The organism is Micromonospora sp. ATA51 (assembly GCF_016802855.1).
GTDB classification, from domain to species: domain Bacteria; phylum Actinomycetota; class Actinomycetes; order Mycobacteriales; family Micromonosporaceae; genus Micromonospora; species Micromonospora sicca.
This window is the reverse complement of the sequence record NZ_JAEVHJ010000007.1, coordinates 19,875-33,470: the sequence shown is the minus strand read 5'-3', so window position 1 is coordinate 33,470 and position 13,596 is coordinate 19,875. Positions and strand designations below refer to the sequence as shown.

Here is a 13,596-nt window from a genome sequence, read left to right as displayed (position 1 = left end):
CATGCCGGTCGAGCGCGGTGGCTGCGACGTGTACGAGACCGAACCGGCCGACCTGCCGGGGTTCCTCGCCCACTTCCGCCCCGAGTTGCCCAAGGTACTGGTCCGCTACAACGTCGAAGGGTCGGCGTCGGACAACCGCGAGCAGCGGTCCCGGCTGGCCAAGGTCTCGCAGGCGGTTCGGGACTCCGGCGGCCGGTTCCTCTTCGAGCTGCTCGTGCCGCCGACGCCCGAGCAGCGGAACGTCCCGAGCGAGGTGTTCGACGCCGAGGTGCGGCCCGCGCTCATCCACCGGGCGATGGCGGAAATCGTCGAGGAGGTACCGGTCGACGTCTGGAAGCTGGAGCACCTCGGCGCGCCGGAGCACTACCGCACGGCGGCCGACCTTGCCGCGCAGAACGGCGGCGAATGCATCCTGCTGGGCGCGAACGCCCCGGCGGACACAGTCGACGGTTGGCTCACCGACGCCGCCGCCAACGGGTTCACGGGCTTCGCCATCGGCCGTAGCATCTGGTGGGACTCGCTGCGCGGACTTCTGGCCGGCGACCTGACGCGGCCCGAGGCGATCGCGGCGGTCGCTGCCAACTACCGCCACTTCGCAGGGACGTTCCTTCAGTGACCAGCTCTCTTCAGGCCGACCCGCAGCGCGTCGGTGAGGTGCTCTACAAGACCCTCCGCGACCGGATCATCTCCGGCGAACTGCGGCCGGGCGCGCGGCTGAGCGTCCCGGCCCTCGCCGAGGAGTTCCACGTCAGCCGCAGCCCGGTCCGGGACGCGGTGATCCGCCTCGTGCAGGAAAACCTGGTCGCCGAGACGATGAACCGCGGCGCGGAGGTCGCGCGCATCTCCCGTGCCGAACTGGTCAGCCTGTACGAGGCCCGCGAGGTCCTTGAAGGAGCTGTGGCCCGGCTGGCGACGGAGAAGTACCAGGCCTCGCTGCGACGCAGCCTGCTCGCCCTGCTCGCCGAGCACCGCACGGTCGCGGAGCAGGGCGACTTTTCCCGCCACATCGAGCTGGACGCGGCGTTCCACCGGGAGATCCGGCAGGCGGCGCAGAGCCCGGTGCTGGCCCGGATGCTCGACGGCGTCCAGGGCCGGGTCTTGGTGGCGATGCGCTCCACCAGCCTGACCGGCGGCATGATCCAGGCCGTTCACGACCACCAGGCCATCTTCGAGGCCATCGGCTCCGGCGACGCGGAAGCCGCCGAGGAGGCCGCCCGCCTGCACATCCGCCGACTGAGGGAGTTGCTCCGTGCTGCTGACTGAGGCCCGTTTCTTCGGCGCCGGCGACGTACGGCTGCTCAAGTCAGAGCCGGCCCCGCTCGGCCCGGAGGAGGTGGCGATCGCACCCCTCGCGGTCGGCGTCTGCGGCACCGACAGCCACATCGTCGCCGGCAGCTTCGCCGCCGCGCCGCAGGTCGTGCTCGGCCACGAGGTGTGCGGCCGGATCACCGAGGTGGGTGCGGCGGTCGACGGGCTCACCGTCGGCGACCTGGTCACCGTCGAACCACACGACTACTGCACCCGGTGCACGTACTGCCGCCTGGGGCAGGAACACCTCTGCGACAGCAAGCGGGGGTACGGCGTGAAGCTCGACGGCGGCATGACCGAGCGGATGGTGGTGCCGGCGCGGATCGCGTACCGGCTGCCGGCGGCGACGCCGCCGTGGATCGGGGCGCTGACCGAGCCGCTCGCCTGCTGCCTGCACGGGATGGACCAGCTGAACCCGCGCTCGGGGCTGCCGATCCTCATCTTCGGCGCCGGACCGGCCGGGGCGATGATGGTCGCCCTCGCCAAGGCCCGCGGACTCGCACCGGTCGTGGTGCTGGACCCGCGCGCCGACCGGCGGGAGGCCGCCCTGCGGATGGGCGCGGACGCCGCCCTCGACCCGGCGGCGCTGGACGAGGCCACCGCGCTGACCGACGGACTCGGCTTCCCGCACGTGATCGACGCGGTCGGCTCCGGCCGGATCCTGGAATCAGCCATCACCGTGTCGTCACGCGGCGGCGGATCCTCGTCTTCGGAGTGGCCCGGCCCGACGACGAGGCCCGGGTACGCCCCAACGAGATCTTCGCGCGAGAGCTGACGCTCGTCGGTGCGGTGATCAACCCGTACACGCACCACCGCGCCGTGCAGATGCTGCCGACCCTGGGCCTGGACCGACTACGTCCGGCCTTCTACGGCCTGGACCAGCTACCGGAGGCCCTCGAAGCGCAGCGGACAGGCATGGCCGACAAGGTGTTCATCGCCCCGCACGGCACCGCCGCCGCACAGGGCTGACGAATCGGTGTCGGGACACGGGCTGGTCACCGCAAACATTCTGTAACGTCGGTCTCGGGCGCGACACAGGTGACTGCCGGCGGACGGGGTGCCTGGGTGGCCGCCCGGCCGACGGGGGCAAGATGGGCGGATGCTCGAGCCGATCGGTGTCCGCGCCGAGGACGAGAGGGTTTACCGCGAACTCCTGTCCCGCCCCGAGGCGTCCCAGCGCGACCTCGCCGCGGCACTCGACCGTGGCGCGGCCGAGGTGGGCAGCTCGTTGAGCAGGCTCGAGGAGCTGGGCCTGGTGCACCGGCTGCCGGCCAGCCCGTCAGGATGCGGGCGGCGCGACCCGACGTCGCCGTCGACGCGCTGGTCGATCGACGCCGTGAGGAGCTGGCGCGCACGCAGCTCGCCGCGCGCGACCTGCTCGCCGAGATGCCCGCCGAGGAGCGGTTCCGCCCGGAGGAAATCGTCGAGGTGCTGGTCGGTGACGCAGCGATCGCTGCCCGGTTCGAGCACCTGCTCAGCACCACCCGGCACGAACTCATGGTGCTCGATCGCCCACCGTACGTCGCCGATCCCCGACGGTCGGACAAGTCGGTCCGCCGGCTCCTGCGCGCGAAAGTGCGGGTGCGCGGCATCTACGCACCAGAGGCGCTGGAGCTGCCGGGTGCGCTCGAGGAGGTCCAGGACGCAACCGGCGCGGGTGAGCAGTCCCGGGTGCACACCGACCTTCCGATGAAGCTGGCGATAGGCGACCGCCGGCTGGCGATCCTGCCGATCGGCGCGCAGAGCGGCGATGCGGCGGTCTGCATCCGGCCTTCCACCCTCCTCGACGCGCTGGTCCAGCTCTTCGAGCTGCTGTGGGCGCAGGCGACGCCGATCGTCGCCCCGGCACAGGAGGACAGCTTCAGCGATCGCCAGCTCGCCGCGCTGCTCGCCTCAGGCGCGAAGGACGACGTGGTCGCCCGCCGGCTGGGCGCCAGCACCCGCACGCTCAGCCGCCGGATCGCCGAGCTGATGGACCACCTGCACGTCCGCACGCGGTTCCAGGCGGGCGTGCAGGCGGTCGGCTCGGTTGGCTCGACAGCTCAGTGCACGACGTCGAAGGCCCGGACGATGGTCTGGTCGACCGCTGAGCCGCCGGTGTCCTCCGCGTGTAGCCGCAGCGACACCAGGCCGCTGCCCGCCGGCAGCTCGACGCGCCAGCCGTCGGTGCCGCGGGTGACGGCCGCCGGTCGCCAGGTCGCACCGTCGTCGTACGACGCGTCGATGGTCGGCTCGCCGGCCGGCGTGGACGGTACGCCGTCAGGGCGCCGCAGGCGCAGGTCGAACGCCACTCGGCCCTGGAGGTCGGCCCGTACCCGGTTGTGCAGGTCGACGCTGACGTCGTAATCCGGCAGCAGCAGCGGCTGGGTCTCCGCCGCACCCCCGGCGGTCGTCGCCGACGGGAAGCTCCAGGCGGTTTCGGTGTGTGTCGACAGCTCGTTCCAGGCCTGCGGGTTGTCCGCGGTGAACGAGATCGAGACACGAGACTCGCCGCCCGCAAGCCGGACCGTGCCGGAGGGGAGGTTGTCCGTCTCCCCGACCAGGGCTCCGTCGGCCCTGATCTCGAGATGGGTGCGCACCCCACTTGGGTGGGTGTACTCCGTTCCGTGGTTTCCGTCCGCGTCGGTGAAGCCGTCAACGGCCACGCGCAGTTGATCACCGGAGCGCTGGACGGGACGAGCGGGATTCGGGGCCGCCGTGATCGGCGCCCGGCCGAAGGGCAGCTGGTCCTGTTCGCGGTCCGAGTAAGCCTGGCGGCCCGGCATGGTCAGGTTCATCGGCAGCACTGGTGCCTTGGGGAACATCGCGTTGTAGGGGGATTCCGGAGCGAACACCGCGTAACTCCATGCCGTTTCCGGGTCGGGGATGCGGTACTCGGTGCGCGTCCCCGGCCCGCCCTTGAAGGGGAACACCGTCGAGACGACGAACGAGTTGCCGGGCTGCCACGGGTACGCCGCCTCGGAGAACGCCGAGGGAAGCGTCGGCTGCCCGTGAACCTGACGCACCTGAGTGGCGAGCTGCCCGAGGAGGGCGACGTAAGTGGGGTCCTCGGGGATCCGATCCTTCACCTTCAGGTAGAGGTCGTAGACATACAGGCTGGCCGGCTCTCCCTCGACGGTCACCATGGCTCCCTCAGGGAGGTGGGCGAGCGCGAGACCCTCCGCCCGGTTCAGCCGGATCGTCGGCACCTGCAGCTTCACCCCGGTGCCGCCCGGATCGCTGATGTCACCGGGGCCATCGTTGCGGATCACGACCACGCCCGCACCGTGCGCGGCGGCATTGTTGGACTGTTCCGCGATCGACATGTCGGCGGAGTGCGTGACCAGCGCCAACGCGCCGTGCAGCTGCCGGCCGGCGAGATCGGCCGCCGTGGCGTGGCCGACGTCCACCACGGGGAGGAGGGACCGGCCGTTGACGACCGGGAAGTCCGAAGAGACGTCGGAGAACCAGGTCTGGTCGACGTACTCGGGGTGCAGGGTCGGCGCGGTCGGCGCGGACAGGGCGATGTCGGGCGCCTCCAGCCGGACCCGGGTGCGCGCCTGGAACGCCCCGATGGACACCTGCGGCGTCGGCTGCAGGTAGAAGTGCTGGTCGAGGAGGTATGCCGGGCGCATCTCCAGGTGGACCGCGGACCCGTCCGCGGCGGTGCGGTCGTAGCCGATGAGCATGGCGCCCTGCGGCGGCACCTTGGTGCTGCGCCCCGGGGTCGTGATCCTGAGCTGGCGAGCATCGCGGGCGTCGAACGCGAAGGTCCGCTCACCGCTCACCGTCGTCTCCGGCTCGCCCACGAGCGAGATGTTCTGGAACGTGCGGCTGCTTCCGACGGTCGGCTTCTCGGCGGGCAGAGTGGAGACGAACGCCATCACCGAGTACTCGCCGCGCGGTACGAGCACACAGGTGGTCCGGGCGAAAGTGGCCTCGGAGCAGTCGTTGCCCGGAGCCGGGTCGGTGGCGAGCTGCCGGGTCCACGCCGCACCGTGCTCAAGGTCGAACACCGTGATGTAGGCCTGGGCGGCCCGGCCGTCCCGGCCCACTGCGGAGAAGTGCAGCGGCACGGCGTCGGCAGCGCTGGCGTCCAGAAGCGCGGCGTGGCCCTCGATCACGGTCGGCGTGCTGGCGACATCGGTCGTCTGGACGGTCGTGCCTGTCCTGCTCGTCGCGACCACGAAGCCCGGAGTCGCACCGTCGGCGCCGGGCAGCGCGGCGAGCGAGGTGGCGCCGGTGTCTCCGAGCGGCGTCAGGGCGACCTCGGCTCCGCCGCCCGTGGAGACAACCCGCGCGGCCGGCGCCGGGGCGGGGCCGTCAGTGGTGGCCGCGTTCGCCGCGGACCACGGCGCCGCGGTGAGCAGGCCGACCACGACGGCGAGCGAGGTGAGGGAGGCGGCGCTCGTCCGGTGCAGGGCCGAGAGTGGCATGGTCATGGGACTCCCAGTGGTCAAAGGTGCCTCCCCCTTTCATAGTCGAGCCTGTCGGCGGTGGACAGCATGACCGCTGGCGACTACCGGCCATGGCGACCGTTCGCCATCGGCTGGCCCGGCCCGATCTGACCGGTCCGCCTACCGCGAGGTCAGCGTGGTGGGCCGGCGGGACGTGGTTGAGGGGTACGGTGCCCGGGCGTGACGCCGTCTACTGCGTGGAACCACCGCCTCTGGAAACGTGGGAGTCACATGAGCATCCGCGTGTACCGCAACGCCGCCATCCACACGGGAGACAGCGGCAACCCGCTGGCGGAGGCCATGGCCGTGGACGGCGATCTCCTGCTGGCCGTCGGCGGCGAGGCGGAGGTGCGCGAGGCCGCGGGCCAGGGAGCGGAGCTGATCGACCTGGAGGGCGCCGCGGTGCTCCCCGGGCTCTACGACGCCCACATCCACACCGCGCAGTACGCGCAGAGCCTGGGCGCCGTGGACCTGCGCGGGGCGCGCTGCCTGGACGAGGCCCTCTCCCTGGTGGCCGCGCACGCGGCGCGGCTGCGGCCGGGCGCCTGGCTGTTCGGCGGCCGGTGGAACAGCAACACCTGGGATCCGCCGGCGCAGCCGGACAGGTACGCCCTGGACTCGGTCTGTCGTGAGCTGCCGGTCGCGTTGCCCAGCGTGGACGGCCACACGGTGTGGGCCAACTCGGCGGCCCTGCGGCTGGCCGGTATCGACGCCAGCACTCCCGACCCGCTGGGCGGCGAGATCGTCAGGGGCGCGAGCGGCGAGCCGACCGGCATTCTGCGCGAGGCGGCCTCGTACCCGCTGCGCGACCTCATGGTCTCCCCCGACCTGCGCGACCTGCTGCACACCGCGCAGGAGGAGCTGCTCGCGCTCGGCCTGACCAGCGTGCACGACATCGACGGCGAGGACTGCCGTGCCGCCTACCTGGCCCTACGCGACGCCGGCGAGCTGAAACTACGCGTTCACAAGGCGATCCCGCTGGTTCACCTGGAGGCGGCCATCGCCGAGGGCCGCCGCACCGGGCAGGGCGACGACTGGATCCACACCGGCCCCGTGAAGATCTTCAGCGACGGGGCACTCGGCTCGCACACCTGCCACATGAGCAGGTCCTTCGCCGGCGAGCACGGCAACGTGGGCATCGCGGTCACCCCGAACGAGGATCTGGTCAGGCTGTTCGCCAGGGCCGCGGGTGCCGGCATCGCGGTGGCCACGCACGCCATCGGCGACCGGGCCAACCGCCTGGTCATCGACGCCTACGAGACGGTCGGCCGCACGCCGGGGCTGCGACACCGCATCGAGCACGCGCAGCACCTGCGACCCGCCGACCTGGCCAGAATGGCCACGCTGGGCATCGTCGCCTCGATGCAGCCGGTGCACTGCACCAGCGACATCGATCTGGTCGACTCCCTGCTGGCCGGCCACGACCTGGCCTCCTACGCCTGGCGCGGGATGCTGAACGCCGGCGTCACGCTGGCGTTCGGCTCCGACGCCCCCGTCGAAAGTCCCAACCCCTTCGCCGCGCTGTACGCCGCGGTCACCCGTGCCCGCCCCGACGGCACACCCGCCGGCGGCTGGCAGCCTGAGCAGCGGCTGACCATGGCCGAGGCCGTCAGCGCCCACACCCTGGGCGCTGCCTGCGCCGCCAGCGAGCAAAACCGCAAGGGCATCCTCGCGCCCGGCAAACTTGCCGACTTCATCGCGGTGGACACCGACCCCTACCGGGAGTCGCCGGAGGCGGTGCTGCACACCAAGGTCATGACGACCGTCGTCGGCGGCGAAGTCCGCTGCCAGCAGCCCTGAAGCTGCTGAGACCATCCGACGTCCAGGTCCCCTTGGGCGGCGGCTCGTCGCCCAAGGGGACCTGCCGGTGATGGTCCCGAACCACCAACGGCCGTCGGCCGCAGCACGTCCGGCAGCGTCCTGCTGCGCCCCCGGCTCTGGTGCGGCCCGGGGCCGCCCTCAGGACAGCCGCTGCGCCCGGTGCAGGATCCGCTGGGCGACCACCACCAGAGCGAGGAACGCGCCGCTGACGACCTGCTGGAACGACGAGGTGAGCACGCCGATCTGGTTGATCAGGCTCTGGATGACCCCGAGCAGGAGCACGCCCGCCATCGTTCCGATGAGACCGCCGGAACCACCGGTGAGCAGCGTGCCGCCGATCACCACGGCGGCGATGACGTCGAGTTCCATGCCGGCGCCGAGGATGGTGACACCAGAGGACAGGCGGGCGGCGTTGAGGGCGCCCGCCAATCCGGCGAGCAGTCCGGAGATGAGATAGACGAGGACCTTGACCCGGGTGACCGGCACGCCCATGAGGACCGCGGCCTCCTCGCTGCCGCCGATGGCGTAGACGTTCTGGCCGAAGCCGGTGCGTTGCAGCAGCACCCCGCCCAGCAGGGCCAGACCCAGCGTGATCCAGACGGGCACGGTGAGGCCCAGGAAGGACGCCTGGCCCAGGGCGCTGAACGCGTCGTTCTGCACCAGGTAGGTGTTCGCCCCCTCGTCGGATACGGCGAGCATGAGGCCCCGCATGCCGAGCAGCCCGGCCAGGGTCACGATGAACGGTGCCATGCCGGTGCGTGCCACGATCAGCCCCTGCACCAGCCCGATCGCGCCGCACACACTGAGCGGCAGCAGCAGTGCGACGAGCAGCCCGTACCGGGAGCCGTAGGCGGCCAGCACCCCGGCGAGCACGAAGGACGAGCCGACGGAGAGATCGACGCCGCCGCTGATGATGACGAAGGTCATCCCGATCGCAACAATGGCCAGGAACGACGACGACACCACGATGTTCGCGGCGTTCTGCGGGGTGGCGAACGAGTCGAAGACGAGGGCCCCGACCACGACGGTGACCGCCAGCACCATGAGCGCGCCGTGGTGCTGCAGCAGGTGGCCGATCCGTTCGCGGCGCGACATGCCCGGCCCGCACCGCGCATCGGTGCCGGGGTCCGCGTCCGCAGCGGTGGTCGTTGTGGTGGTCATGCGCGCCTCCCTCGGGCGGCGTAGACGGCGGCCAGGATGATGACCGCCTGAACCATCTGGGTCCAGGACTGCGGCAGGTTGTGCTTGATGAGCGTGGCCTGGAGGAGCTGGATGAGCAGGGCGCCCATCACCGTGCCGAGCACGCGGACCCGGCCGCCGGTGAGCGGGGTGCCGCCGACGACCACGGCGGTGATCGCGGACAGCTCCATGAGCAGGCCCAGCGAGGTGGGGTCGCTGGCCTGCAGCCGGGACGTGGCCAGCACTCCGGCCACCGCGGCGAGCAGGCCGGAGATGACGTAGACCGTGACCAGGACGCGTCGCACCGGCAGGCCGGACAGCCGGCTCGCGGCCCGGTTGCCGCCCACGGCGACCAGTTGCCGGCCGAAGATGGTGCGCTTGATCAGGAACGCGACCAGTACGGTGAGCACCGCCGCGACGATGACCACGAGCGGCAGCCCCAGCACCGACCGGCTGCCAAGGGTGATCAGCGTGGGGTTGCGGAACTCGGTCAGCTGCGGCACCAGCACGTTCGCCACGCCGCGTACGCCGACCAGCAGCGCCAGCGTCGCCACGATCGGCTGCACCCCCACGTACGCCACCAGCGCGCCGCCGGCTGCGCCGGCGGCCGCGCCGGCGATCAGGGCCGCGACGATCGCGACAGGAGCGCCGTAGCCGAGGTAGAGCACCACCATCGCCGAGGCGAGCGCCATGACGGCACCGACGGACAGGTCGATGCCCTCGGTGCCGATCACCAGCGCCATGCCGAGTGAGGTGATCACGACCGGCGCGACCTGGATGAGCTGCGTCCGGAAGTTCGCCACCTCCAGGAAGTGCGGCGTGAACACCACGTTGAAGAGCAGAAGCGCGAGCACCGACGCGTAGACGCCGTACTCCTGCAGCCACGCGAGCAGGCGTGCCCGCCCTCCCCACACGCGCGGCGCGGCCGCAAGCTCAGCCATCGGTCTCTCCCGTCGCGGCAATCGTCGCCATGATCGCTTCTTCCGTCACCTGGTCGCCGCTCAGCTCGCCCGCGACCGCGCCGTCACGCAGGACCACAACCCGGTCCGCCCCTTCGACGAGTTCCTCCAGATCGGATGAGATCAGCAGCACGCCGAGCCCTTCGGCCGCAAGCTCGTCGATGAGCGCCTGCACCTCGGCCTTGGCGCCGACGTCGATGCCCCGGGTCGGTTCGTCGAGCAGCAGGACCTTGGCGCCGGTGGCCAGTGACCGGGCCAGCAGGACCTTCTGCTGGTTGCCGCCGGACAACTCGGAGACCTTCTGGTACGGCGAGGCGGCCTTGATGCGCAGCCGCCGCATGAAGCTGTCGACGATCCGGTCGATCCGGGCGTCGGACACCACTCCGGAGCGGGACAGCTGGGGCAGGGCGGCCAGCGCGATGTTGTCCCGTACCGACAGGGTCGGCACGATCCCCTCGGCCTTGCGGTCCTCGGGGACGAGGCTGACGCCGGCCCGGATCGCCGCCGCCGGAGAGCCACGACGTACCTGTTGCCCGGCCACCGTCACCGTGCCGGCGTCGACCTGTAGGGCACCGGCGATCGCCTTGGCCGTCTCGCTGCGCCCGGCGCCCAGCAGCCCGCCCAGTCCCACCACCTCGCCGGGACGGACCTGCACGGACACGTCGCGCAGGACCGGCCGGCGTGACACCGAGCGGGCCTCGACGAGCGGCTCGCCGGCCGTGGTGGTGTGCTCGCCGGTGAACCTCGTCGCGCCATCCCGCCGGATCTCGGCGGGGTCGCGGCCGAGCATCAGGGCGACCAACTCCACCCGGGCCAGCTCGCCGAGCGGCCCGTCGTGCGCGACCCGGCCGTCGCGCAGCACGGTGACCCGGTCACAGATCCGGTACAGCTCGTCGAGGCGGTGGCTCACGTAGATCACCGAGATGCCCTCGGATCGCAGGTCGGCGATGACACCGAAGAGGGTGTCCACCTCCCGCGGTTCCAGGGCCGAGGTCGGCTCGTCCATGATCACCACGCGGGCCTCGATCGAGACGGCGCGGGCAAGGGCCACCATCTGCTGGGTGCCCATGCCGAGCGAGCACAGTGGGCGGCGCACGTCGGTGCGGATGCCGTACCGGGTCATCACCCGCTCAGCCTCGGCGTACAGCTGCGTCGTGTCGATCACCCCGAGCCGGCTGCACGGTTCCCGCCCGAGCAGCAGGTTGTGCGCGAGGCTCATCTGCGGGACCAGGTTGACCTCCTGGTAGATGGTCGAGATCCCGGCCCGCTGGGCGGCGAGGGGATTGTCGAAGGTGACCGGCTCGTCGCGCAGCAGCAGCGTCCCACGGTCCGGCCGGTACACGCCAGTGAGGACCTTGATCAGGGTGGACTTGCCGGCGCCGTTCTCGCCGACGAGGGCGTGGACCTGCCCCGCGTCCAGCCGGAAGGACACGTCGTCGAGGGCGAGGACGCCGGGGAATCCCTTCGAGATTCCCCGGGCCTCCAGAACCGCGGTCGCCATCAGTACGCGTTTCCCAGGCTCTCCTTGGCGTTCGCCGTGGTGTACTCCTGGTCACTGATGATCACGGTGGCCGGGATCCCCTCCCCGTCGAGGAACTTCTGGGTGGTGGAGAAGGCGAGCGGGCCGAAGCGCGGGTTCGACTCGACGACCGCCGACAGCCAGCCGTCGACGATGCCCTGCACGGCGGCGCGGGTGCCGTCCACCGACACGATCTTGACCTGGCCGGGCGACTTGCCGGCGCCCTTGAGCGCCGTCACCGCACCGAGCGCCATCTCGTCGTTCTCGGCGTAGATGCCCTTGGTGCCGGGTCGGGACTGGATCAGCTGCTCGGTGACCTGCTGACCCTTCTCCCGGGTGAATTCGCCCGTCTGCTCGAACGAGATGGTGATGCCGGGTGCCTTCTCCTGGATGCGGTCCTTGAAACCCTTCGTCCGGTCGGTGGTGACGTTGTTGCCGGGCGCGCCGAGGAGGATGGCGACCTCACCCTGGCCGCCGAGGGCCTGGACCATCTGGTCGGCAGCCCGCTTGCCCTGCTCGTAGAAGTCCGACCCGATGAAGGTGAGGTAGTCGGTGCACGGTTGAGCGTTGATCTTGCGGTCGATGGTGATGATCGGGATCTTCTTCTCCGCCGCCTGCTTCAGCACCGGTTCCCAGCCGTCGGAGTTCAACGGCGCGATGACCAGCAGCTTGGCGCCCTGGGCGATGAGTTGCTGAACATCCGAGATCTGCTTGGAAAACTGGGACTGGGCGTTGGTGACCCGCAGGTTGGCGATGCCGAGCTTGGCGGCCTCGTCCTTGATGGACTTGGTCTCGGCGATGCGGAACGGGTTGGCTTCCTTCTCCGACTGGGAGAAGCCGATTACGTCCTTCTTGAGGTCGAACTTCTGCCCGCCGAAACTCTGCAGGGTGCAGGTCGGGCCGGTGGCGCCCGCGCTCTGCACGACCTGCTGGCCCGCGCTGCCGGCTGGTGTGGGCGTGTCGCCGCTGTCCTCGCTCTTGGCGCACGCCGCGGTGGTGAGCAGGGCGGCCAGCGCGACCGCCGCCAATCCGGATGTCCTGGACATTAGAGGTCCTTTCGCTGAGGGATTCTTCATCGGAATTGCGGCGTGGAAACCCGGCCGTTCAGGGCCGGGAGGAAACGCCGCTGTCTCCCGTTGATGTGTGTCTTACATGGACGGTTGGTAGGGTGTGAGGCATGGGTGGGGTGGTGAAGCGGGCGTTCAGGTACCGCTTCTACCCGTCCGCCGAACAGGCTGGGCAGTTGAACCGCACCTTCGGGTGCGTGCGTCTGGTGTACAACCGGGCGTTGGAGGCCCGCACTCGGGCGTGGGTGGTTGACCGTCAGCGCACCACGTACGTGCAGTCCTCGGCGTGGCTGACCGAGTGGAAGCGCACGCAGGAGTTGGCGTTCCTCAACGAGGTCAGTTCGGTGCCGTTGCAGCAGACGCTGCGGCACTTGCAGGCCGGGTTCGCGGCGTTCTGGGACAAGCGGTCCCGGTATCCGAGGTTCAAGTCCAAGCGCAAGTCGCGGGCGTCGGCGGAGTTCACCTGCTCCGCGTTCCGTTGGCGTGACGGTCAGCTCACTCTGGCCAAGATGGACGCTCCGTTGAACATCGTGTGGTCGCGGCCTCTGCCCGAAGGGGCGGAACCTTCCACGGTCACCGTGTCTCGGGATGCCGCCGGCCGCTGGTTCGTGTCCCTGCTGGTGGAGGACCCGACGGTGAAGCCCCTGCCGCCCGTTGCGGCGGAGGTGGGTGTGGACGCGGGCATCACCAGCCTGATCACCCTGTCCCACCCTCTTGCCGGCGTGAGCGACGAACACGGCAAGGTAGCCAACCCGCGTTACGGGCAGGCCGACCGGCGCAAGCTGGCCAAGGCCCAGCGGGACCTGGCCCGCAAACAGGACGGCTCCGCGAACCGGGCCAAGGCCCGAATGAAGGTCGCCCGCATCCATGCCCGTATCGCCGACCGGCGGCGGGACCACCTGCACAAGCTGACCACCCGACTCGTCCGTGAGAACCAAACGGTCGTGATCGAAGACCTCAGCGTGCGTACCATGCTCCGCAACCGCCGCCTGGCCCGCGTCATTTCCGACGCGAGTTGGAGTCAGTTCCGCAGCATGCTGGAGTACAAAGCCCAGTGGTACGGGCGTGAGGTGATCCCCGTCGACCGGTGGTACCCGTCGTCCAAGACCTGCTCCGTGTGCGGACGGATCAACACCACCCTCGCCCTCAATGTCCGCGCCTGGACGTGCCCGGATTGCGGGGCCGAGCACGACCGGGACATCAACGCTGCCAAGAACATCCTCGCCGCCGGGCTGGCGGAGAGGTAAAACGCCTGCGGAGCTGATGTAAGACCTCAAGGGAAACCTCCCGGCAAGGCAGTCGGCGAT

At 70.7% G+C, this 13,596-nt stretch carries 12 protein-coding genes; 7 read left to right on the top strand and 5 right to left on the bottom strand.

Annotation, left to right across the window (positions count from 1 at the left end; translation table 11 throughout):
• The first annotated feature begins 1 nt into the window (after position 1).
• From JNW87_RS02635 to JNW87_RS41235, 5 genes are all read left to right on the top strand, one after another.
• On the top strand, positions 2 to 616 hold the full coding sequence (locus tag JNW87_RS02635) for a 2-deoxy-5-keto-D-gluconate 6-phosphate aldolase domain-containing protein (protein WP_238452895.1): 615 nt from the start codon (positions 2 to 4) through the stop codon (positions 614 to 616).
• Positions 613 to 1,263, top strand: coding sequence for a GntR family transcriptional regulator (locus JNW87_RS02630; protein WP_161557807.1), 651 nt, complete (start codon positions 613 to 615; stop codon positions 1,261 to 1,263). The genes JNW87_RS02635 and JNW87_RS02630 overlap by 4 nt, the downstream gene beginning before the upstream one ends.
• Positions 1,250 to 2,083, top strand: coding sequence for an alcohol dehydrogenase catalytic domain-containing protein (locus JNW87_RS02625; RefSeq protein ID WP_238452894.1), 834 nt, complete (start codon positions 1,250 to 1,252; stop codon positions 2,081 to 2,083). Before JNW87_RS02630 ends, JNW87_RS02625 begins: the two co-directional genes overlap by 14 nt.
• Complete coding sequence (locus JNW87_RS02620) at positions 2,023 to 2,277, top strand: hypothetical protein (RefSeq protein WP_238452893.1); 255 nt, start codon at positions 2,023 to 2,025, stop codon at positions 2,275 to 2,277. Before JNW87_RS02625 ends, JNW87_RS02620 begins: the two co-directional genes overlap by 61 nt.
• 130 nt (positions 2,278 to 2,407) lie before the next feature.
• Positions 2,408 to 3,001 (top strand): helix-turn-helix domain-containing protein, encoded by a 594-nt coding sequence (locus tag JNW87_RS41235; protein WP_375373451.1) that lies wholly within the window; start codon positions 2,408 to 2,410, stop codon positions 2,999 to 3,001.
• Positions 3,002 to 3,350: 349 nt separating this feature from the next.
• On the opposite strand, the gene JNW87_RS02615 is transcribed toward JNW87_RS41235, so the two are convergent.
• Positions 3,351 to 5,729 (bottom strand): PA domain-containing protein, encoded by a 2,379-nt coding sequence (locus tag JNW87_RS02615; RefSeq protein ID WP_238452892.1) that lies wholly within the window; start codon positions 5,727 to 5,729, stop codon positions 3,351 to 3,353.
• A 246-nt stretch (positions 5,730 to 5,975) separates the two neighbouring features.
• On the opposite strand from JNW87_RS02615, the gene JNW87_RS02610 reads away from it, so the two are divergent.
• Positions 5,976 to 7,544: an amidohydrolase gene (locus JNW87_RS02610; protein ID WP_238452891.1), complete on the top strand. Its 1,569-nt coding sequence runs from the start codon at positions 5,976 to 5,978 to the stop codon at positions 7,542 to 7,544.
• Positions 7,545 to 7,703: 159 nt separating this feature from the next.
• Here the strand turns inward: JNW87_RS02610 and JNW87_RS02605 are convergent, their stop codons facing one another.
• Genes JNW87_RS02605 through JNW87_RS02590 form a run of 4 tightly spaced genes read right to left on the bottom strand, consistent with a single transcriptional unit; the run spans position 7,704 to position 12,268 of the window.
• Positions 7,704 to 8,726 carry an ABC transporter permease gene (locus tag JNW87_RS02605; RefSeq protein WP_109801447.1) on the bottom strand — a complete coding sequence of 341 codons (1,023 nt, stop codon included), beginning with the start codon at positions 8,724 to 8,726 and terminating at the stop codon, positions 7,704 to 7,706.
• Positions 8,723 to 9,685 (bottom strand): ABC transporter permease, encoded by a 963-nt coding sequence (locus tag JNW87_RS02600; RefSeq protein ID WP_238452890.1) that lies wholly within the window; start codon positions 9,683 to 9,685, stop codon positions 8,723 to 8,725. Before JNW87_RS02600 ends, JNW87_RS02605 begins: the two co-directional genes overlap by 4 nt.
• Positions 9,678 to 11,204, bottom strand: a complete 1,527-nt coding sequence (locus JNW87_RS02595; protein ID WP_109801449.1) for a sugar ABC transporter ATP-binding protein — start codon at positions 11,202 to 11,204, stop codon at positions 9,678 to 9,680. The genes JNW87_RS02600 and JNW87_RS02595 overlap by 8 nt, the downstream gene beginning before the upstream one ends.
• Positions 11,204 to 12,268, bottom strand: coding sequence for an ABC transporter substrate-binding protein (locus JNW87_RS02590; RefSeq protein WP_238452889.1), 1,065 nt, complete (start codon positions 12,266 to 12,268; stop codon positions 11,204 to 11,206). Before JNW87_RS02590 ends, JNW87_RS02595 begins: the two co-directional genes overlap by 1 nt.
• A gap of 131 nt (positions 12,269 to 12,399) precedes the next feature.
• On the opposite strand from JNW87_RS02590, the gene JNW87_RS02585 reads away from it, so the two are divergent.
• Positions 12,400 to 13,536, top strand: coding sequence for a transposase (locus JNW87_RS02585; protein ID WP_238452888.1), 1,137 nt, complete (start codon positions 12,400 to 12,402; stop codon positions 13,534 to 13,536).
• Positions 13,537 to 13,596 lie beyond the last annotated feature (60 nt).